21 protein-coding genes, 1 tRNA gene and 3 pseudogenes are annotated in these 21778 nt (G+C 40.2%); 12 read left to right on the plus strand and 13 right to left on the minus strand.

Annotated features, from left to right (window positions below):
• Nucleotides 1–69: 69 nt before the first annotated feature.
• From tnpB (LZP46_RS09570) to LZP46_RS09580, 3 genes and pseudogenes are all read right to left on the minus strand, one after another.
• Nucleotides 70–405: an IS66 family insertion sequence element accessory protein TnpB gene (gene tnpB, locus LZP46_RS09570; RefSeq protein WP_000618087.1), complete on the minus strand. Its 336-nt coding sequence runs from the start codon at nt 403–405 to the stop codon at nt 70–72.
• Nucleotides 402–785 carry an IS66-like element accessory protein TnpA gene (tnpA, locus tag LZP46_RS09575; RefSeq protein WP_004691518.1) on the minus strand — a complete coding sequence of 128 codons (384 nt, stop codon included), beginning with the start codon at nt 783–785 and terminating at the stop codon, nt 402–404. Before tnpA ends, tnpB (LZP46_RS09570) begins: the two co-directional genes overlap by 4 nt.
• A gap of 208 nt (nt 786–993) precedes the next feature.
• Nucleotides 994–1497: pseudogene (locus LZP46_RS09580) on the minus strand (DUF932 domain-containing protein); the annotation flags it as partial.
• Nucleotides 1498–1599: 102 nt separating this feature from the next.
• Here LZP46_RS09580 and LZP46_RS09585 point away from each other — a divergent pair.
• The 3 genes from LZP46_RS09585 to tnpC all read left to right on the plus strand — a co-directional run bounded on the left by LZP46_RS09585 (nt 1600) and on the right by tnpC (nt 4015).
• Nucleotides 1600–1983 carry a transposase gene (locus LZP46_RS09585; RefSeq protein ID WP_230245512.1) on the plus strand — a complete coding sequence of 128 codons (384 nt, stop codon included), beginning with the start codon at nt 1600–1602 and terminating at the stop codon, nt 1981–1983.
• The gene (tnpB, locus tag LZP46_RS09590) at nt 1980–2315 is read left to right on the plus strand and encodes an IS66 family insertion sequence element accessory protein TnpB (RefSeq protein ID WP_165382150.1); all 336 of its coding nucleotides are present in this window, start codon (nt 1980–1982) and stop codon (nt 2313–2315) included. The genes LZP46_RS09585 and tnpB (LZP46_RS09590) overlap by 4 nt, the downstream gene beginning before the upstream one ends.
• 74 nt (nt 2316–2389) lie before the next feature.
• Nucleotides 2390–4015, plus strand: a complete 1626-nt coding sequence (tnpC, locus tag LZP46_RS09595) for an IS66 family transposase (RefSeq protein WP_236093706.1) — start codon at nt 2390–2392, stop codon at nt 4013–4015.
• A gap of 31 nt (nt 4016–4046) precedes the next feature.
• Here the strand turns inward: tnpC and LZP46_RS09600 are convergent.
• From LZP46_RS09600 to LZP46_RS09615, 4 genes and pseudogenes are all read right to left on the minus strand, one after another.
• Nucleotides 4047–4568: pseudogene (locus LZP46_RS09600) on the minus strand (DUF932 domain-containing protein); the annotation flags it as partial.
• Nucleotides 4569–4590: 22 nt separating this feature from the next.
• Nucleotides 4591–4869 (minus strand): hypothetical protein, encoded by a 279-nt coding sequence (locus LZP46_RS09605; RefSeq protein WP_236093707.1) that lies wholly within the window; start codon nt 4867–4869, stop codon nt 4591–4593.
• A 123-nt stretch (nt 4870–4992) separates the two neighbouring features.
• The gene (locus tag LZP46_RS09610; protein WP_236093708.1) at nt 4993–5847 is read right to left on the minus strand and encodes a YagK/YfjJ domain-containing protein; all 855 of its coding nucleotides are present in this window, start codon (nt 5845–5847) and stop codon (nt 4993–4995) included.
• Nucleotides 5848–6196: 349 nt separating this feature from the next.
• Complete coding sequence (locus tag LZP46_RS09615) at nt 6197–8608, minus strand: hypothetical protein (RefSeq protein ID WP_236093709.1); 2412 nt, start codon at nt 8606–8608, stop codon at nt 6197–6199.
• 589 nt (nt 8609–9197) lie between these two features.
• Here LZP46_RS09615 and istA point away from each other — a divergent pair.
• Together istA and istB are read left to right on the plus strand one after the other, a co-directional pair.
• Nucleotides 9198–10217 carry an IS21-like element ISAba8 family transposase gene (istA, locus tag LZP46_RS09620; protein ID WP_019383901.1) on the plus strand — a complete coding sequence of 340 codons (1020 nt, stop codon included), beginning with the start codon at nt 9198–9200 and terminating at the stop codon, nt 10215–10217.
• Complete coding sequence (gene istB / locus LZP46_RS09625; protein WP_096902795.1) at nt 10217–10990, plus strand: IS21-like element ISAba8 family helper ATPase IstB; 774 nt, start codon at nt 10217–10219, stop codon at nt 10988–10990. The genes istA and istB overlap by 1 nt, the downstream gene beginning before the upstream one ends.
• A gap of 72 nt (nt 10991–11062) precedes the next feature.
• Here the strand turns inward: istB and LZP46_RS09630 are convergent.
• From LZP46_RS09630 to LZP46_RS09640, 3 genes and pseudogenes are all read right to left on the minus strand, one after another.
• A pseudogene (locus LZP46_RS09630) lies at nt 11063–11267 on the minus strand (tyrosine-type recombinase/integrase); the annotation flags it as partial.
• Between the two features lie 153 nt (nt 11268–11420).
• Nucleotides 11421–12638, minus strand: coding sequence for a tyrosine-type recombinase/integrase (locus tag LZP46_RS09635; protein ID WP_236093710.1), 1218 nt, complete (start codon nt 12636–12638; stop codon nt 11421–11423).
• Between the two features lie 162 nt (nt 12639–12800).
• Nucleotides 12801–12876, minus strand: a tRNA-Arg gene (locus LZP46_RS09640).
• A gap of 179 nt (nt 12877–13055) precedes the next feature.
• On the opposite strand from LZP46_RS09640, the gene LZP46_RS09645 reads away from it, so the two are divergent.
• The 7 genes from LZP46_RS09645 (at nt 13056) to LZP46_RS09675 (ending at nt 19207) form a co-directional block, all read left to right on the plus strand.
• Entirely contained in the window at nt 13056–13991 is a 936-nt protein-coding gene (locus LZP46_RS09645) for an ABC transporter ATP-binding protein (RefSeq protein WP_236093711.1), read from the plus strand.
• Nucleotides 13988–14761 carry an ABC transporter permease gene (locus tag LZP46_RS09650; RefSeq protein ID WP_096902393.1) on the plus strand — a complete coding sequence of 258 codons (774 nt, stop codon included), beginning with the start codon at nt 13988–13990 and terminating at the stop codon, nt 14759–14761. Before LZP46_RS09645 ends, LZP46_RS09650 begins: the two co-directional genes overlap by 4 nt.
• The gene (gene queF / locus LZP46_RS09655; protein WP_236093712.1) at nt 14761–15576 is read left to right on the plus strand and encodes an NADPH-dependent 7-cyano-7-deazaguanine reductase QueF; all 816 of its coding nucleotides are present in this window, start codon (nt 14761–14763) and stop codon (nt 15574–15576) included. The genes LZP46_RS09650 and queF overlap by 1 nt, the downstream gene beginning before the upstream one ends.
• Before the next feature lie 18 nt (nt 15577–15594).
• Nucleotides 15595–16245 (plus strand): hypothetical protein, encoded by a 651-nt coding sequence (locus LZP46_RS09660; RefSeq protein ID WP_236093713.1) that lies wholly within the window; start codon nt 15595–15597, stop codon nt 16243–16245.
• A 369-nt stretch (nt 16246–16614) separates the two neighbouring features.
• Complete coding sequence (gene mltB, locus LZP46_RS09665; RefSeq protein ID WP_236093714.1) at nt 16615–17616, plus strand: lytic murein transglycosylase B; 1002 nt, start codon at nt 16615–16617, stop codon at nt 17614–17616.
• 295 nt (nt 17617–17911) lie between these two features.
• A complete protein-coding gene (locus tag LZP46_RS09670) occupies nt 17912–18520 on the plus strand; it encodes a septal ring lytic transglycosylase RlpA family protein (protein WP_236093715.1) in 609 nt (202 codons plus the stop codon).
• A 231-nt stretch (nt 18521–18751) separates the two neighbouring features.
• Nucleotides 18752–19207, plus strand: coding sequence for an Mpo1 family 2-hydroxy fatty acid dioxygenase (locus LZP46_RS09675; RefSeq protein WP_236093716.1), 456 nt, complete (start codon nt 18752–18754; stop codon nt 19205–19207).
• Nucleotides 19208–19241: 34 nt separating this feature from the next.
• Here LZP46_RS09675 and LZP46_RS09680 read toward each other — a convergent pair whose 3' ends face one another.
• From LZP46_RS09680 to rpsB, 3 genes are all read right to left on the minus strand, one after another.
• Nucleotides 19242–19763 carry a DUF3465 domain-containing protein gene (locus tag LZP46_RS09680; RefSeq protein ID WP_236093717.1) on the minus strand — a complete coding sequence of 174 codons (522 nt, stop codon included), beginning with the start codon at nt 19761–19763 and terminating at the stop codon, nt 19242–19244.
• 192 nt (nt 19764–19955) lie between these two features.
• Nucleotides 19956–20831: a translation elongation factor Ts gene (tsf, locus tag LZP46_RS09685; RefSeq protein WP_168461185.1), complete on the minus strand. Its 876-nt coding sequence runs from the start codon at nt 20829–20831 to the stop codon at nt 19956–19958.
• Between the two features lie 142 nt (nt 20832–20973).
• Nucleotides 20974–21720 (minus strand): 30S ribosomal protein S2, encoded by a 747-nt coding sequence (gene rpsB / locus LZP46_RS09690; protein WP_019836567.1) that lies wholly within the window; start codon nt 21718–21720, stop codon nt 20974–20976.
• Nucleotides 21721–21778: the final 58 nt, after the last annotated feature.

Consider the following 21778-nt stretch of genomic DNA (forward strand, 5'->3'; position numbering starts at 1 on the left):
CAGTATGCCTGAGGTCATGAAGAGAATGAAATAGAACGTTTGGAGAATAGCAGAATGGATCAAGCTAGTTTAGAGCATTGTGACCACTTGCTGTCGTCCAATGCGCTGCCAGGGCAAACCCTGGATTAATGCCTGTAACTGTTCCGGGCTGAGGGCCACGGTTTCACCTTGGTGAACTTGAGCCCAGTGGAATTTTCCCTGTTCCAAACGCCTGGCACACAGCCAGATGCCCAGTCCATCATGTACCAACACTTTCATACGATGGCCACGTTTATTACAGAACAGGTAAGCACAATGCGGTTTAATGTAGCCAAAGGCTCTCACCACCTGAGCCATGACAGTATCCATCCCTGCTCGCATATCCAGAGGTTGGGTAGAAAGCCAGATTTCATCAATGCGGATCATGTTGCAAGTGCCTTGAGTAATTCTGCTAAAGCAGATATTTCTGATACTTGCCATTTCAAGCCAATTTCTGCTTTTGAGTGGGGTAAAGTAATTTGAACCGTTAACATGTCAGTAGGAGTAGGATCTAGTGGTGCAGAGCAGGATAAGGCAATAAATGCAGGTTTATTCGGTAGTGGTGAGCGATCATTCCCAGGCTTAGCATCAATTAAGCGAATCCATTTGGATACAAGATTTGTATTCAATCCATGTTGCAAAGCGACCGAAGCAATTGAAACGTCCGGTGCTTTACAAGCCTGAACGATCTGCTGTTTAAATTCAGCACTGTATGTTCTTCGTTTTTTCGCAAGAGATGCGATGGATGTCTGGTGATTTGTAGTCATAAATTTTAGTCCCCACTTGTTTTTAAGTGGGGACTAAATTAAGGCTTATAGGATGAATTCATAAGGTGTGTTCAGCGGACGCTTACTTATAAATATAGATTTCTGTAAATATTGAACGGCATAAAAAAACCATACCCAGCTTCATGCTGGGTATGGTGAATATGAGATGGCAAATATTGGGTTAGATATAGCTTAGGCTAAATGTATCTCAGGCAAGCAATGCCAAAGCTTGCTCTAAGCCTCTTTGTTTCAGACCTGCACCTGCACCGAACCACGCAGAATCTAAACGGTGATCTGTACTCATGGCACGTCTTTCATGATCTGCAAACTCTGTGATCGAGCATAGCAAACCATAAGCCGTGTCCTTTGCTGAAGACAGCATTGCGCCACGTCCCTGACCATTAAACATGTCGAGTGCTTTAGTCATCGCTCTTCCATTTGGTTCAGTTTTGTTTTGCTGTGGTGGGTTGCTTGCCACCTGACGGTAGAACTGAATAATGTTCTCCTCAGGATCTGCAATAGACATGGTGCTGTTATTGAAGACTGCATCAAAGTAAGCTTTGGCTTCCTGCTGACTCACTTTACGCTGGCTTAATTGTTTCATTTCGTACATGTGTTCATCCCATGCACGCACTGAAACACCCAATTGCTGTTTCACTTTCTCTGCATCGAACTTGGTGCTGTGCGGCACTTTGACCACACCTGAACTTGCAGTTGCGCCTTTCAAAGGTAAGCGTCCGCTGAACACACCTTCTGAATTCATCCTATAAGCCTTAATTTAGTCCCCACTTAGAAACAAGTGGGGACTTAATCCATGAACATGGATATATATTCAGCAACACCTCCTGTTGCTAAAAAACGCCGAAAATACAGCAAAGAATTCAAACTCAGTATTGTCAATGCCTGCAAAAATCCTAATACCTCGATCGCTTCGGTCGCACTGCAACATAGTATTAATGCCAACCTTGTCAGTCGTTGGATCAGGATCTTCAGCCATCATGATGGTGCCGTGCAGGATCCTACTCATGTGAATCCAGCATTTATTGCTTTGCCTTACACTGCTGCAATCAGCCAACCTATTGATGAGAGGATCACGTTGTGTATCACCGTGCCTCATACGAATAATGATATTCAGCTAAAATGGCAGACATCAGAAATACCTGTCTTGGCAGAATTACTCAAGGCACTTGCAACATGATCCGCATTGATGAAATCTGGTTGTCTACTCAGCCCATGGACATGCGTGCAGGTATGGATACGACCATGGCTCAGGTGGTGAGAGCCTTTGGCTACATCAAACCGCATTGCGCCTACCTGTTCTGTAATAAACGTGGCCATCGTATGAAAGTGCTGGTACATGATGGACTGGGCATCTGGCTGTGTGCCAGGCGGCTGGAACAGGGAAAATTCCACTGGGCTCAAGTTCACCAAGGTGAAACCGTGGTCCTCAACCCGGAACAGTTACAGGCATTAATCCAGGGTTTGCCCTGGCAGCGCATTGGACGACAGCAAGTGGTAACAATGCTCTAAACCAAGCTCGGCTATTCTGCTATTCTCCAAACGTTCTATTTCATTCTCTTCATGACCTCAGGCATACTGCGGTCATGAATACGCTGCCTGACTTAAGCCAACTGACCCATGAACAACTGCTGGAATTTACCCGGCAGTTGGCGATGCAGCATCAGTCTCTAGCACAATCAAACCAGCAATTAGATGCCAGAGTTCAACATCTTGAAGTCACCAATCAGCAATTAGATTCTAAAGTTCAACATCTTTCTATTCTCAATCAAAAATACGAGCATGAACTGGCGCTGTTTAAAAAGCACAAATTCGCCCAAAAGAATGAACACTTAACGGCAAAACAAATCCATCTGTGGGATGAAGCGGTTGAAGAAGATATTGCCGCGGTTGATCTAGAACTGGAACGGCTAAATGCAGATAAAACTAATGCAGCGACACAGAAAGCCAAAACCAATAAACCTAAACGTCGACCACTGCCAGATCATCTACACACCATCCGTATTGAGCATGAACCTGCATCAACCCAATGTGCTTGTGGATGCCAACTCCGGCGTATCGGCGAAGATGTCAGTGAAAAACTGCATTTCAGACCGGCACAGTTCTATAAGGAACAGCATGTGCGTGGTAAATGGGTCTGTGATCAGTGTGACACCCTGACTCAGCAAGCGATGCCCGCCTATGTGATTGATAAAGGCATTGCTTCACCTGAACTGCTCAGCCATGTTTTGGTATCGAAATATGCCGATCATTTGCCGCTGTACCGTCAACGTCTGATCTATCAGCGGGCTGGCATTGATCTGTCCAGATCCACTTTATCTGACTGGATTGGTCGCTGCGGTGTGGAACTGGAACCTCTGGCCAATGCCTTAAAACAGGTGGTGCTGCAACAGCGGGTGATCCATGCCGATGAAACGCCGGTCACCATTATGCGGATGGGTGAGAATGAGAAAAAACCGAAGAAAGGTTATGTCTGGGCCTATGCCACTACACAGTACAATCCAGTTCAAGCCGTGATCTATGACTTTCAGGATAGTCGTTCAGGTCAGCATGCTGAAGCGTTCCTGAAAGACTGGCAGGGCCATCTGGTCTGTGATGATTACAGCGGTTATAAAGCACGCTTTAAATCAGGTCAGGTCATAGAGGTGGGCTGCATGGCCCATGCACGTCGTAAATTCCATGAACTGCATGCGACCAAAAAAAGTCAGGTCGCTGAACAGGCATTAGTGCTGATTCAGAAACTGTATGCCATAGAAGCAGAACTCAGGAAAAAGACCGATGGTACAGCAGAACAGCGCCGCGAATACCGACAACAGCATAGTCAACCGGTGATGCAACAACTGTATGAATGGCTCAACCAACATCAACTGACTGTGCCATCGAGTTCTCCAACCGCCAAGGCGATCAATTACACTCTGAAGCGTTGGCCAGCTTTAAGCCGCTATCTGGATGATGGCAATCTACCGATTTGCAATAACTGGGTGGAAAACCAGATGCGCCCCTGGGCGTTGGGACGTAAGAACTGGTTATTTGCAGGTTCGCTGCGCAGCGGTCAGCGAGCAGCCAATATTATGACATTAATCCAGTCAGCAAAGCTGAATGGGCTGGATCCGTATGCCTATTTAAGTGATGTGCTGAAAAGGTTGCCGACACATAAAGTGACTCAGATTGAAGAATTGCTACCACACCGCTGGAAACCTGAACCGAATTAAAAAATAGGCATGGGGTTCAGCGGACGCTTACTTTCAAAGCAATCGCAAGCGTGTTATTGCACACGACACGGATACTGGTAAATTGCGCTGTTGTTGCCAAAGTTCCATCGCAGGCCGACGCAAGCAAGATATAGCCATTACTGACATCCTTGCCTTTCAACGCTGTACTTTGACCTGTACGCGCCAATGCCCAGAACTTCTTACCGCCCTTCAAGACACCTGCTGTTTCAAGCTCGAAGCCTGATTGTTCTGTTAGATCACGATAGAACTCCAAAATCTCTTTTGGTTGAACTTCCTGATAACGCTGACTAACCACAGATAACGGTGCATGGGTATCTGAGCGATACAGCACACGCTGTTCTTCAAATGGCATGATAATGCTTTGACCACGTTCATTCTGAGCCATATAACTGACATCAGATGTTTCAATACGCCAATCCATTCCTGCCTGCCGCGCCCAAACTTCCAGAGGTTGATTGGGACTCAGCTGATTACCTAAGCCATGCCAAGGCGTTTCACCTACATAGGCGATTTGTTCAATTTGATGGGCCATTGATTCGATCTCCTATGCTGGCTCAGCGAAAGTTCTGCTGACAATGATTACAGTGGTAGTAAGTCATAGTGATCGGCTTTTTCGGCTCATCAAACACACTACTGAATAAACCACCAATGACTGCGCCTGCTAGTCCACCGAGTAACGGTGATACAGGCAAAGGTAAGCTCTTTGATATGGATGCACCAATGGTCGCTAATGAAGCAGATGCTCTTAGACCTGAGGATTCAGTTCCATTCACTTGTTGGTTCACCACTTGGATGACTTGATCGGATAGGCAGTAAGGACAAGTTAAACTCATAAGATATACCTCAAAAATGAAAAAGGCTTACCGCATGGCAAGCCTCTGTTTTTGAATGTCAGGGGGAAATAAACATTCTTCGTTCATGTTAATGATGTATATCTATGATTTTTTGGAATCCCGTTATCTGCGCCCTGAGCCACCTTTACTAAACTTCCGCATGCCCTTCAAAGGAGCTCTTAAGTATTGATCATCTTTATCAGGATCAGCTAAATAACCTATTGCTTTTAACGCGTTCCCTACCTCTTTAGAGTTACGCCTTTCAATCATTCCAATACCTAACTGATTCAAACCCCAATAATACTTTTTATGCTCAGCTTGATTGCAGTTATAAAACTGTCCACACCCTCCTGTAATTTTATCTTTCCACAATTCACCAATGCACTGTCCTAAGTAAGAATCTCGATTACGCAAAGAACCGTTATATATCAGCAACAGATGACAATGATACCCTCTGCTTTTTCCACCCTGCTCTAGACGATAGACATACCCGACCTGATCCTTAAAAATAGTATCCTTATCCTGAATGCGGCTGACCAACTTCTTAATATCACGATTGAACTGACTTATACTCGGTTGAGCCAAAGCTCTGTATGACAGATCAACTCGTACCAATAGCAGCTTACGATGACGCTGCAACAGCTCATTAAAATAATTTTTTAAACTTCCTTGGTTATCTCGAATCTGATCAATGAATCCATCCAAGAAGCTTTCCTGCTTTTCAGCCAACTCCCGCTGAAAGCATTGAAATACGCTCTTACTTTCAAAGATCTCCTGATCCTCACAAGAAATATGTTCAGGCAGCAGATCAAAATAAGCTTGTACTAAGGGACTGTATTCACAGTCTGAGTTATGGACAGCTCTTGCCTTGCTTTTAAGTGCATCAAAGTCAGACTGGAAATCATTCCAGCGGTATTTTCTTCTAGATACCTTAAGCATGAATTTTTCAATATCAAGTAATATTTGTGCTTCGTTCACGAATGTATTTCCTATGCTTGGTTAAAGACATAGGAATTACTGCTCAGTATTTTTTACACATGGACTGAAATATTAAACTCAATAAAAAACCTTCATCATTTGGAGTGATGAAGGTTGATTAAGAATGTTTAAGTATTTAATAAATAGAATATATATTAAATATATATCCTAGCGATCTATACTTGGAAGATACCCCAATCTATCGCACAAGAATTCACAATCTCTACTTCTATAGCAAATATGGAAAATCTGACGATTTCACCCTATTTGTATGGATAAAGTGGAAGCGGAAGTTAGGTCAATATTTATCATCCAAAATCAGTCAAGAATTAAAAGTTAAATTAGTCACCTATTTAATGTTGCCACTTACTGTTGGATTACTTGATATTAATTGATCAGAGTCACTTACATTAGTAGCTTTGGATGACTTATCAATAGATTTCCGTTTCGGGCGCCCTAAAATTAAACACTTTTTTCTACTCAACATTGTATATTCAGATGGAGTAACTAGGATCATTTGACAGTGAGCATAGTATGTAGATGCATAATGAACAAACAAGCTTTGCTTTTTCCTTTGTCCACTATAGAGAATAACTGAAGAAAAGTTCAATTCTCGTTCCTCTAAAACCACTGATACAGGCTCAGCAATTAAATAAGAATCACTAAAAAATTTAAATGGATTAGTTACACCTTGCATGGTTTTTTCAGGATGTTTTTTATTATATGTTAAAATTTGATCATGCTTATACTGCACATAATTAGCCCAATATTCTTTAACCTCACCCAAAAGACTAGAAGAAACTTCGCTTAATTTATCATCAATCCTAAAAATCAACGTTGCATCAATGTAGTGCTCTTGAGAATTAGGAATATATGCTGCCACATGACCATCCAAATACATTGTAGCTGTACGTCTACGTTTAAGATTCTCAATATAATCTCTAAACATTGCATCAAAATGCTCCGCACCTTCTTTATTGTTAACCTCACACTTAAAAATAAATCGGCAAACTACAACATCTTTACCATTAAGCACATGTTTAAGATAACTTTTAATCGCATCTACTTTTTCATCCGCTTTGATAAATCGCTTTCTTTCTCTATTTATGCTTTCTTTAAGTCTAAACTGTTCTTCTCTTAAATCTCTTTTAAGGCTTCTAATATCATTACAGAAATAACCTTTTAATTGAAAACTATCAACAAAATGACTAAGAAAGCGATAAGAATGCTCTGTACTTAATTTCTTTGAAATATTGTCAGAATTTTTACAGCAATAAAATAAAGAACATAGAATGAACTGCCTAAAAATTAAAGTAAGCTTGTTAAGTGATGGTGATCTCAAAAAACTATCTGAATTATTTCCTTCACTAAATTCATAAATTATTGTTCTATCCAGTCTAATTAAGAATGATTCTATATACATCATTTCTCGTACATACACATCTAATTCGACTATAGCTTGTTGCCGATACAAAAGATGAATCACCTGTAACCACTTAGCATCTTCAATTGGCAACTCTTTTGTAGTGAAGAAGCTATTCATTTCAGATGAGTCAATTTTTTTTACTAGCTCATCCAAATAAAGTGGACTAGGCTTTAATGGCTTACACAGTAAATCCGCTCTTTCTTTTGATTTATTGAGATTTTCAACTTTATCCTTAAAACACATACCTTTATTTAAAATGAGTCCCTTCAGATCCTCTTGAATCTTCAACTCATCATTTTTATCTAGATTGATCAAAAATGTACTGCATAAAAAATACTTTAAAAATTTATCACCGAATACTTTTCTATCTTTTTTTGACGATAGCCCACCCACAAATTTTTCCTTGGGATATATTTTTTCAAGCATAGCTGCATAATTGATTATAGAAACTTCAGAACTATGTATCTCACCAACTATTGAAAAAACTTGCTCGTAAATTTTTTGGTAAAGCAGCTTATGATTATTATAGACCGTTGTTTTGTAGATAATCAGATATGATAAATTGATCGTTCCATAACTAACAATGTGACTATGATTTATATACATTAATATCGCATGATCATTTCCCAAATAACCTTGCAGCCTCTGAATGACCTTCGCCAATAAAGCTCCCGACCAAGAGCCTTCAGCTCCATCTACCATAAGCAGTTTGGAAGGTAATTCAATTTCAATAACACTTGAACCAATTTGTATATTTTTTTGCACTAAATAATCATAGTCATCCATAAGCTGTTTATGAACAGAATTCTGCTGATTTTCTTCATCCTGTATTAGCCGAGAGTGTCCCAATCTCCCTTCTTTAACTTGCCTTTCAAATTCTTCAACGTATTGAAATACTTTCTCCGCTTGAAACGTCTCGACCGTCCAATTTACAAGTTTAGTGCTCAGTTTTTCTCTCTGATCAAAATAATAAGATGAGTAACTAGAAATCAATGAATCAAAAATATAGTTTTCGTGGAATTTTAAAAAGGCCTCATGCTGTGCCTCATCGACCAATACCAATTTTTTATAAAACTCAATAATTCTACTCTGCGCCTCTAAATCATTTGCCATCTTTGCCTTCTCATAGTCATTCCTCGTTGGCGCAGAGTGACTTTCTATTTTTAGCAACGTTCCATGTAAGCTTTCAAGAGCAAGAATTGTCTCATGATAAATATACAGATCATTAAATTTTTGCATGCTGCTTAGACCACTTAATCTGAGCCTAAACTTTTCCTTGAGATAAGCAAAAAGCCCCTCACAAAACTCTTCATCCTTCAATAATATTCTTAACATTAAATTCAAACTCCCCCTCTAAAGTCTTCGTGTAGGTCTGACAAAAAAATCTTTAGCACTTTATTATTTAAATATTCTATAAAAATTGCTACTAAAATCCTTTAAAACAAAGATTAAATAAATTTATTTTAATTTCTATCCCATTAATAATATTATCTATACCATAGATAATTATGTCATATATTTTATATATGTAGGTCTATATCATTCATTTTAATTATGAAAAACTAGAGTCAAACTTATTTTTTGACTAGTTAATTTGTATACATCAATAGATGATCATCTGAACCTGAATAAATTTCAGGCATAAAAAAAGACGTACTAGGCACGTCTCTGAAATCAATTCAAACTATAATTAAGTGAGAAAATAAAATGAAAATACCCCTACTTAACACCCCCAATTTCTTACCTATTCCCAAGGCCACTCCATAACTTTTGCCCACTCATCCCAGTACTTCACTCGGTTATAATCGGATCCAATTCTGTTCTGAGGAGCATGAGTGTTAGCGGCAGTGTAAAAATGACCCCCTAATGGCATTTAAAAACTGACCCCCTTGGTTAATATAGCGGTCATTTTGGACTGCTCAACATGTTAACTTTGGAGCAAGCAGTGACAATCCAAATACTTCATCAACAAGGTAAATCTATTAAAGCCATTAGTCGTGAACTGGGGGTGTCCAGAAATACCGTACGTAAATATTTACGGCAAAACACCACACCTCAGTATCAGCGTATACAGCCTAGAATAAGTATCCTTGACCCATATAAACCCTATTTACTCCAACGTGTAAACGCAGCTCATCCTGAATGGATTCCTGCTGTTGTGCTCTACCAGGAAATTTTAGGGTTGGGATATCCAGGAAAGATCAGGATCTTGAGGGAATATCTTGCAACATTAAAACCAGTTGCTCAACCGGAACCGATCATTCGTTTTGAAACCCAACCTGGCCAACAAATGCAAGTGGATTTCACCACGATTCGACGTAACAGCACGACTTTAAAAGCCTTTGTCGCAACATTAGGGTATTCCAGAGCGACTTTCGTGAAATTTTATGATCATGAACGTACCGATGCATGGATCGATGGTCTAGAAAATGCATTTCAGTTTTTTGCAGGAGTACCTCAAGAAATCCTGTTTGATAACGCTAAAACGATCATGATTGAACGGGATGCCTATCAGGAGGGGCAGCATAAATGGAATCCCAAACTGCTCGACTGCGCCAAGAAATACAGCTTTCGTCCTCGCGTATGTAAGCCCTACCGTGCACAGACCAAAGGCAAAGTTGAACGCTTTAATGGATACCTCAAATCAAGCTTTATTGTGCCATTGAAAGCAAGCCTGAAGACTTCGGGTTTACTGTTAGATGTTGATGTCGCCAATGCCCACATTGGCCGGTGGCTGCATGAAACCGCCAATCAGCGGATTCATGCCACCACGCAAGAAAAACCGGCTGTTCGACTGCAACAGGAGCAGCAAAAATTTACGCCATTACCGCAATCAGATACAGGTTCTAGCACTGTACCTGTTGCAGCAGCACAGCATGTCATGCCCTACGAGAGTTTGCAGCATCCCTTATCGGTATATGACCAGTTGCTGGGAGTTTCCTGATGAATCTGCAATACGACCGTATAGAGCAACTTTGCCAAAAGCTCAATCTGCCTGCCATCGCATCACAATGGTCACATCATGCACAACAAACATTAGGTCAGGATGGAAGTTATGCCGACTTTGTTGAAGCGATCTTGACGCATGAATATGCTGCCAGGCAACAGCGCAGCCAGCAGGTCCTGATGAAACTCTCAGGCCTGCCTCAAGTGAAAACGCTGGAAGGTTACGATTTTAATTATGCACTGGGTGCTCCCAAATCACAGGTGGTCGAGTTGTTCAACCTGAGCTTTATTGCTAGAGCAGAAAATGTGGTGTTTCTCGGGGCTAGCGGTGTAGGGAAAACGCATTTATCCATGGCATTAGGCTATAAGGCCATCATGAACAATGTCAAAACCAAGTTTATTACCGCCGCCGATCTCATGCTGCAACTGAGTACAGCCTATCAGCAAGGTAAATTGAAAACCTATATGCAACGTGCGGTACTGGGACCAAAGTTACTGATTATCGATGAAATTGGTTATTTACCGTTTGGACGTGAAGAAGCGAATCTGTTCTTTAACGTGATTGCCAAGCGTTATGAAAAAGGCAGTACGATATTGACGAGTAACTTACCCTTTAGCCAGTGGTCCAAATCCTTTGCAGATGATGTCACGTTGACCGCTGCGATGTTAGATCGGTTATTGCATCACTGTCATGTGGTACAAATATCGGGTGAGAGTTATCGTTTGAAGGATAAAAAAAGAATTGGGATTCAGCCCCAGGTTGAAATTTAATACGAGATCAAAGGGGTCAATTTTACTTTGCCATTTGTAAGGTGAAAGGGGTCAATTTTAGAATGCCGTTGACACATGAGCAAGCTGGCACTCAATAGTATCAGGGTTAAATAGATTTGACTCATTGAGTATGGTACTGAAAAGTGACCTAAAACCATGGGTTGTCATTCGACCTGCAGAGCCTGACCGCTTAATCACAACCAGAATTGATTCACTGCTCATTGGTTCTTTATTATTTAGATGATACAAAAAAAAGGAGTTCTTGGTTGTGAATCAATATTGATACTCGTCACTCTTTGAACATCCTCTCCCTTGAGGACACTATAAGTACTGAATCCATTTCAGGATTTAGAAAAGAAAAAAGCCTTAAAAAAATTAATTTCTTAAGGCTTTTATGTTAATCGGCTCCCTATTCGTAGCAATATAGATATCACCCACTTTCAAGTTGATCTAAATAATTAGACCATGCCTGCATCATCGCTGTTCGTTCTTCTAAGTACTTTGTACGGTTATAAGCCCGTCCATGCATGTCACGAACCTGATGAGCTAACTGCTGCTCAATTCGTTCGATCGGAAATTTTAGAACTTCATCTAATAAAGTTCTTGCCGTAGCTCTAAAGCCATGCCCTGTTGTCTCACCATTTTCAAAACCATATTGCTTTAAACGTTTATTAATAGTTGATTCACTGATGGTTTTACTTTTATCTCGCATAGACACAAAACAGTACTCTGTATGTCCTGTCAGTTGATGAAGCTCTTTCAACAGTTTTAAGACTTGATCAGACAAAGGAACAATATGTTGTAGGGCTGTCTGATTTTTGGTCTTAGGCGGTGTATAGCACCATGTTCTATTTTTAAAATCTATGTCTGCCCATTTTGCTGCACGTAATTCTCCAGGACGCACAAATACATGGGGGAAGATTTTGACTGCATAATCAATAGCAATATCCCCACGACCTGCATGTGTATTAATATTCTTTAATAGTTGTCCTAGCTTTTGCTCATCAGTAATAGCCGCTCGATGCTTAGTTTTACCCACCTTCAAAATACCGCTAATTTGGTCAGCAACGTTAAATTGACATAAACCCAAAGCAATCGCATACCGAAACACCTGAGATGCTTTACTTCTCATTCGCTTTGCTGAGTCAGTCTTACCTTGTCTTTCATAAAGACGGCATACTTCCAAAATTTGAGTGGCTGTTATCGAATCAATGGGGAACTCACCAATAGCAACATAAAGCTTATCCCAGATAAACTGATTCCGACGTTGTGTACTTGGTTCCAGCTCTTCAGTCTTACGGAATTCATCTGCTACTGATCTAAAACTATTATTTCGACATTGGGACTGTTTATCTTGCTTTTGAATTGCTGGGTCAATATTCTGCGCAAGCAGTTCTCTAAACTCACTTCGTTTTGCGCGAGCTCTGGCCAATGTACAACTTGGATAAATACCGATAGCTATAGTGGCTCTTTTCTTAGAGATTGGGCGAATATAATCAAAACGCCAATATGCCCCACCTTTTCTATCTAACAATAGATAAAGGCCACCACCATCTGAAAGCTTAATATTCTTTTCAAATGATTTCTTTTGCATTGATATTGCAGACTTAATTTTTGAGTCAGTCAGACTGATAACTAATTTAGGCATTTTTACGGTATATTTTTGTCAGAAATGGAATGTACCGTAAAAAATACCGTAAAAGATTACAGTATCCTAAAACGCCTTTGGATAGTATCGGACAACCCAGTTACGTAAGTTATTTATTTTAAATGATTTTAAGACAATATCGGAAGGGATAAAACAAGGAAATGGTGCGCTCAGCGGGACTCGAACCCACGCCACAGGCTTCGGAGACCTGTACTCTATCCAGTTGAGCTATGAGCGCGCGCTGCACATCATAACAAAAAATCGCTGAAGGTAAAGCAAGTATATATAAGTTACGTATTTTTATGCTTATGCTTTAAACAATGTTCCAAACTTGGAACAAAGAATTCCATGTAACTTACTTGGTTTATTGACGCGGATCGCTCACAATAATGGCTCTATTCCTCAAGTGAGAATTTCATGACTGATGCATTGACGTTAAGGGACCTGTCAAAGACCTATCGAAATGGTTTCCAAGCACTCAAAGGAATTAATTTGACCGTTCCTGAAGGTGAGTTTTATGCCCTACTTGGACCTAATGGTGCAGGTAAATCTACAACCATTAGCATCATCAGTTCTCTCACCAAAAAAACGGCAGGTACTGTCGAAATTTTTGGGCATAATCTAGATACCCAACCATCCCAAGCCAAGCAATGCTTAGGGGTTGTGCCGCAAGAATTTAACTTTGGTCAATTTGAAAAGACCTTTGACATTTTAGTTACACAAGCAGGCTATTACGGTATTTCTAAAAAAATTGCCGAACAACGTGCCGAAGAATATTTAGAAAAACTAGGCTTGTGGGATAAGCGTGCCACTCAAGCGCGAATGCTGTCTGGCGGTATGAAACGTCGTTTAATGATTGCACGTGCCATGATGCACGAACCGAAACTGCTTATTTTGGATGAACCCACTGCAGGTGTAGATATTGAGCTGCGTCGTTCAATGTGGGATTTTTTAACAGAGATGAATGATAAAGGCACCTCAATCATTCTCACTACCCACTATTTAGAAGAAGCCGAAATGTTGTGTCGTCGTATCGCGATTATTGATCGTGGAGTGATTAAAGAAGACACTTCCATGAAAAACTTCTTAAACCAGTTAAGTGAGGAATCTTTTATTTTCGATTTAGCTGAACCTATTCAGCCCATTCATTTAGATATTATTGGTGTACGTTTCAACTTAATTGATGCAGTGACCCTAGAAGTCACTATGGATAAAGCTCACACCTTAAATGATTTATTCCAACTTTTAGAAGCACAAGGCATTCGCGTGCGCAGTATGCGTAATAAGTCCAACCGTCTAGAAGAGTTATTTGTCAAAATGGTCGAAAAGAATTTAGATGGAGCTGCGCAATGAATTTTACCCAACTACGGATTGCACTTTATACCTTAGTGCATAAAGAAGTTCGTCGTTTTATGCGTATATGGCCCCAAACCTTGCTTCCGCCAGCCATCACTATGAGTTTGTACTTTGTGATTTTTGGTAATTTAGTCGGTTCGCGTATTGGTGAAATGGGCGGCTTTAGCTATATGCAATTTATTGTGCCTGGCTTAATTATGATGGCGGTCATCACTAACAGTTATGCTAACGTATCTTCAAGTTTTTTTAGTGCAAAATTCCAGAAAAGCATTGAAGAACTGATTATGAGCCCTGTACCTTTGCATGCCATTTTATGGGGTTATGTTTTGGGTGGTGTTAGTCGTGGTGTATTGGTCGGCATTATTGTCACCACCATGAGTTTATTCTTTACTGACCTTTATATTACCAATTGGTTTGTCACCATTTACACAGTATTAATTACGTCCTTTTTATTCTCATTAGGTGGCTTTATTAATGCTGTTTATGCAAAATCGTTTGATGATATTTCCATTATTCCGACTTTTGTACTGACTCCACTGACTTATTTAGGTGGTGTATTCTATGCCATTAGTGCATTAAGCCCTTTTTGGCAAAATCTTTCTTTAATTAACCCTGTGGTGTATATGGTCAATGCTTTCCGTTACGGTATTTTAGGGCATAGTGATGTCAACGTGACGATTTCATTATCTGTGATTACACTATGCTGCGCCGTACTTTACGGTATTGCCTATCATTTACTTTCTCGTGGTTCAGGAATGCGTGAATAATGAGTGTTAAACAATCTCTCCTTGGTAAAGACACCAATTATCCTACAGAATATCAACCCGATATTTTGTTCCCTATTTCACGTGCTGCTGCACGTGAAAAATATGCAGATGTTGAGGGAATCCAACTGGGGCAAGACTGGTGGCACGTTTTTGAAATTTCGTGGTTAAATGCCACAGGAGTTCCGCAAGTGGCGATTGGTCGAATTACGCTACCTGCCTCATCACCCAACCTGATCGAATCAAAATCATTAAAGCTCTACTTTAATAGTATGAACTTTACCCGTTTTCAGTCTGAAGCCAATTTTATCGAAACGGTTGAGCATGATTTAACGGCTGCGGCGCAAGCACCTGTTACGCTAACTTTATTTCAGGTTGATGATTTGGCAATTAGCCAACCTGAAGGTATTTGTATTGATCAGCTCACGCCTGAGCGTTTAGAGCAACATCCTGATCCAAGCTTATTACAGTTTGATTTAGAACAGGCAGAAGATGTAGAGGTACAACTTTTCTCTCATTTATTGCGCAGTAATTGCCCAGTCACTGGACAACCTGACTGGGGCACGGTTTTTATCCGTTATCAAGGCAAAAAACCTTGTTATCGCAGTATTTTGGCTTATATTATTTCATATCGTCAGCATAATGGTTTCCATGAACAATGTGTGGAACAGATGTTTGCAGACATCTGGCAAAAATTTGCACCAGAAAAACTGATGGTATATGCAACCTATACACGCCGTGGTGGATTAGATATTAACCCTTGCCGTGTATCGGATTTAACATGGATGCCTCGCCCTATTCGTTTAGCGCGACAATAACAACATTGAGGTTGAACAATGCCATTTTTTGGATTCATTCCATCTGCAGAATTATTAAATACAATTGAAACTGCACAACAGAAAAAAAATTCAAGTGAACCGCTGTACCCACTGCGTGACAAAACTGCATTAATGATTAATGAAGAAATCATTGATGCCATTTTAACCGAGTTGGTACGTCGTTTTCCTGCCAGCGATAAACGCGACACAGCTGAAAAACTTGCAGGCTATGTCAAATCTACCGTTGCAGTACTGCTAAAACAATTATTAAGCAAAGCGCCAAATGATGTCGTGAAACAATCGATTGAATTTTCTGAACGCAGTAGCTTTAAAGATGCAGAAGGCAATGCACGTGTAGGTGAAACACTCGACGCAAGTTTAGTGACCAACCTGAAACACAACTATGCCGAAATCCAAGCAGGCAATGAAGTGAACAAAGCCGCTTTAACCGAACTATATAAACAGTTTGCAGAAGCGACGGTACGCCACTTTATGAGCGATTTTAACAAAACCCTCGATTTGGGCATGATTAAGCGTAAAGCAGCAGATATTGGCGCAGCAGCGGTAATTAAAGCTGTTCATATTGCGGTGGATAAAATCATCCCAAATTTAACCAAAGAGGAACTTTTGGTTTTAGCGGAATATCACGACACATTATTCCATCATTAATATCAGTGGGTTTAACTCATAATGCGTTTTAAGCCCTTTTGTTGCATGTTAAGTGCAAAATGCCTGATTTTGATCAGGCATTTTTATATGCAATGCAATATCAGGATATGGCTGCAACTTTTACACAATAAAGAATAACTTTTTGCACCTAAATTGAATTTTGTTACAAATCCTGCGCGCTTTTTACACATTCTTTGTCTATTTTTGTATAAGTTTTTGCAAGCCAGTCACGCATGAATGCTATCTTAGTCGCTTGCTTCGCTTTCGCAGTATGGCCCCAATAGTGGCTTATTCTTCATATATAAGTAGCAACTTATTTACTGCATATAAATAAGTTGTGTAAATCATCAATTTGGAATTTTCCCCAATATGTTCAAACTTGATTTTTATAACAAATTAAAACGTCTTTCTTTACTCATTGGTACATTTTCTATTACCAGTTTTTGTCAGGCCAATGATTTCCAAAATCATCCGTCTTATGCCAGTTTTAAACAAAAAACCATGCAGACCTATGGCTTAAGTGCAGCACAAGTTGATTGGGCGATGGAAGGCTCTAAAAACTTACCGAATATCATCAATATCATGAACCGCCCAGGCGAAAGTAAGCCATGGTACGACTATAAAACCAATTTTCTTGCAGAAAGCACTATTCAACGTGGTGTGCGCTTTAAACAACAATATGCAGACACCCTCAATCGTGCTGAACAGCAATTTGGTGTACCGCAATCCATTATTTTAGGCATTTTAGGTGTAGAAACAGGCTTTGGAAGCAATAAAGGCTCTTTTGTAACCCGTGATGCCCTTGCCACCTTAGGCTTTGGTTATGAACGTCGTGCAGAATACTTTAAAGATGAACTCGCGGCACTAATCGCATGGTCATATAAAGATGGTGTTCCAACTTCTTCAATTGTTGGTTCTTATGCAGGCGCTGTTGGTTATCCGCAGTTTATGCCTAGCAATATTCCAAAATTTGGAGTCGATTATGACGGCAACGGACATATTGACCTACGTAACTCGGCAGTCGATGCCATTGGCTCCATTGCGAATTATTTGGCGCAACATGGGTGGCAGCGTAATCAACCCATTGCATTTGCTGCTCGATATACAGGCAACAATCCTGACAGCGTCATTGCCAAAGATTTAACCCTGCCAACGCCTTATGGGGTTTTAAAATCGCAAGGGGTGATGCCAATGAATCCCATTGTGCAAATAGATGACCTTGACTTGGTCAATGTCATTCAATTACAAGAAAATTATGGTCATATCTACTATATAACCTATCCAAATTTTCAGGTGATTACGACTTATAACCGTAGCCGTATGTATGCGACTGCACTGTGGTTATTGGGCACTGAAATTGCGAGTCGCTAAGTACAAATTTAAATATAAAACCAAAAAGTCAAGAAATATTTTTGACAATTTGATCATAAAACCAACTTTTTACATATAATGTTACAATATTGATTATTTTTTAATCGATTAGAGTTGGTTTTTGGTACTTTTTGTCATTATTTTCGTATAAAGACTAGACACCTTTAGTAAGGGATGAATATTATCCATTTCGTCAAATCTAGTCGAAAAAGTGAAATTACAGACAGGATTACCACTATTTCAATCAGTTAAGAGCGAAATTAAGTTAATAATTCTGTCTTCAGGAGTTCAAACCATGCCCAGTCCACTTAAATACTTACTTGCACTTTCTGCAGCTGTTGCCCTAAGTCAGTCGCAAGCTGAAATGGTGCAATCATCATTCAACAATGATAATGAGTCATCTAGCCTAGCTGCGCGTGTACTTAACAAAGAAACACAAAGCTTTAATTCACATTTCTCAAATTTAAATAGCCTTTCAATCACCGAACGTTCAGGTGACCAAATCCGTCGTCAAACGATTGCAGCGAAAATTGAAATTCCTGCTGAAGAGCCTTCAGTGATTGAAAAGTTAAACGCAGTGGCATCGAACACTGTACGTAAATTTAGCCAAACAGGTATGGCATCTTGGTACGGTCGCCAATTCCACGGTCGTAAAACTGCAAGCGGTGAAACATTCGATATGAATGCAATGACCGCAGCACACCGTAGCCTACCGCTCAACTGTTATATTCGCGTGACCAATAAAAACAACGGCAAAAGCGTTGTTGTAAAAGTAAATGACCGTGGTCCGTTCCATGGCAACCGTGTACTTGATCTTTCTTACGGCGCTGCGAAGCAATTGGGTATTACCAATGCAGGTACTGCCAAAGTGAGTATTGAGCGTGTTGAAGGTCCAAACTCTTAATATTCACTTACACGATTTCGCATTTGACTTAAAAGCCACAGCAATGTGGCTTTTTTAATGCCTGTAAAATTTACAGTCATCCCATGCATGTCTGCACCAAGAAGATCCACACAAATTTTGTTGCCACTTCATTTTGAAAATATGAATACTGTTTTGACCACCTCTTTGTTCTCAGTTATATTTTAGACAGTTAAACAATAACAACGGATGATCAGTCTACAGGAGTAGCACATGAAGACAGTAAGTGAATGGCTCGATGAATACAGCGACAGCCATCAAAATAAAACCAATAAATTAATTCACTGGGTTTGCGTACCTACGATCTTTTTTTCGATTGTCGGCATTTTGGCGCATTTCAGTGCTTTACTGACGACTTTACTTCTGGTGCTCAGTTTTATTTTTTATGCACGTTTAGATTTGATTCTTGCAGTTGCAATGGCAGCGTTAATGCTGGTAATGGCATGGCTGATTTATGTTTTACCTGTGGGAATGGGTTTTTATATCGCAATTTTTGTTTTGGCGTGGATTGGACAGTTTTATGGTCACAAAATTGAAGGGAAAAAGCCTTCATTCTTCAAAGATCTCCAATTCCTTCTCATTGGCCCAATTTGGTGCATGGATGCCTATTTAGGTAAAATCCTACCCTCTTGGAAAACACGTCGTAAAAACAGCATTATGAGCGTTTAAACGCTATATCCTATTTTCATTATCGGAAGAACCGTTATTGATAGGTTCTTCCTTGATGTTTCAACCATCCACCCACGTGTTTATTTGCTGGATCATGATGTGTCCAGTGAATGACCCCACCCTTATCTGAGTATTCATATTCACCAAAAAACTCAACAGTATCGCCTTTGGCAATATTGGTAATTCGTGGTGCAAGATCAATATTATGTGCAACCAACACAGTTTGCCCATTATTCAGTTTTAAAATAAATTTTTGATGCCGTGAGCCTTCGTTGTCATCTGCCAACACTGCAATGACCTGCCCACTCGCACGGACTTGTAAATCGCTCTGCTTACGCTCAAACGCACGCTCAATCAGCTGCACACCCTGAGCATCATCTTGCAGCTTATCTCGCTGTAGGTTTGACTGTTCTTTTTCATCTTGTGATGTGCGAGCAGTGCTTGTAGATGGCGTGTTTGATATTTCAGACTGAAACTGTGGTAAATCTATGCCAAAAAATGCAGTAATTAACACCACAATAATTGCGCCAATACTTAAATTCTTTTTATTTGCCATATAACCTTCTTGTTCTGATTCCACCCTATACGATTAAGTCAATTATTCGTAACATACTGATTTAAAATTAATATCTTTAATCTTCATCTCAATATTTATGCCACGATTGCAGATTGCCAAAAGCTATATTCACAAAAAAGCCCCAAAATAAATTGGGGCTTTTCTTACAAAATATTTTACGTTCAGTAAAAATTATTTTGCAGCAGCTTGAGCAGCAGCAACTTCTTCAGCAAAGCTCATTTCTGCTTTCTTCTCAATACCTTCACCCACTTCAAAACGAACGAATTGAGCAACTGTAGTACCTGTTGCTTTTAATACTTCAGCAACTTTCTTCTCGTTGTCAATTACGTACATTTGACGATCAAGCGCAACTTCGTTCAAGTATTTTTCTACTGAACCAGTTACCATCTTCTCTACGATGTTTGCAGGCTTACCAGATTCGATTGCTTTCGCTTCTGCAATTTCTTTCTCTTTTGCGATAAGATCAGCAGGAACTTGCTCAGCAGTAACAGCAACTGGGTTGAATGCAGCAACGTGCATTGCAATGCCTTTACCAGTCGCAGCATCACCTGTATAAGAAACAACAACACCAATTTTTAGACCGTGCTTGTATACAGCAAGGTTTTCACCTTCAACGATTTGTGCACGACGTACTTGGATGTTTTCACCAATTTTTTGAACAAGGGCAATACGTGTTTCTTCAACAGTTGCGCCATCTTCAAGTTTAAGCTCAGCAATTTTAGCAGCATCAGTTTCGTTTGCAGCAAGAGCAGCAGCAGCAACTTTTGCAGAGAAACCAGCAAAGTTTTCGTCTTTAGCAACGAAGTCAGTTTGGCAGTTTACTTCTAAAAGAATTGCTTTGTTGCCTTCTTGAACGATAGTTATTGCACCGTCAGCAGCAATGTTGCCTGCTTTTTTAGCAGCTTTTGCTTGACCAGATTTACGAAGGTTGTCAATCGCTAATTCGATGTCACCGCCTGCTTCTGTCAATGCTTTTTTACATTCCATCATTGCTAGACCAGTACGATCACGCAATTCTTTAACCATGCTTGCTGTAACTGCAGTCATGTTTATCTCCTAAAATCGGTAGAAAATGAATTCTTTTTTAACAGAAACGGCCCAGAGGGTGTCTCTTGGGCCGTCTGCATACATGACGCTTACTTTGCCACTATCACATGTCGCAAAAATGACAAGCTTACGTCAAAACGCATTAAGCCTCAGAAGCAGGAGCTTCTTCGCCTTTTGCTTGAGCATTGGCTTGAGTTTGAGCGTATTCTTTACCAGCAATGATCGCATCAGCCATTGAAGAAGCGTAAAGTGTTACTGCACGGATCGCATCGTCGTTACCCGGAATAACGTAGTCTACGTTGTCTGGGTTAGAGTTTGTATCAACGATACCAATTACAGGAATACCTAAGTTTTTAGCTTCTTTAATTGCAATCGCTTCGTGATCAACGTCAATTACGAATAATGCGTCAGGTAAACCACCCATGTTTTTCACACCGCCTAAAGCACGCTCAAGTTTTTCCATTTCACGGGTACGCTCTAAAGCTTCACGTTTAGTAAGCTTAGCAAAAGTACCGTCAGTAGACTGAACTTGAAGATCTTTTAAACGGCTGATAGATTGGCGAAGTGTTTTCCAGTTCGTCAACATACCACCTAACCAACGGTGATCTACATACGGTTGACCAGCACGTTGAGCTTGTTCACGGATGATTGCAGAAGCAGCACGTTTTGTACCAACGAACAAAACTTTGTTCTTTTTGCTAGCCAATTGGTTTGCGAAGTTCAAAGCATCATTTAACGCAGGAACAGTGTGCTCAAGGTTGATGATGTGAATTTTGTTACGCGCACCAAAGATGTATTGACGCATCTTTGGGTTCCAGAAACGTGTTTGGTGACCAAAGTGTGCGCCAGCTTGAAGAAGGTCGCGCATGCTTACGTTGTAATCTGCCATTTTCTTTACCTTAAAGTTTGGGTTAGGCCTCCATATATCCGCATTCTCCACCCCAAAG

Source organism: Acinetobacter sp. SCLZS86, from assembly GCF_021560715.1.
In the GTDB taxonomy this organism is placed as follows: Bacteria; Pseudomonadota; Gammaproteobacteria; order Pseudomonadales; family Moraxellaceae; genus Acinetobacter; species Acinetobacter towneri_A.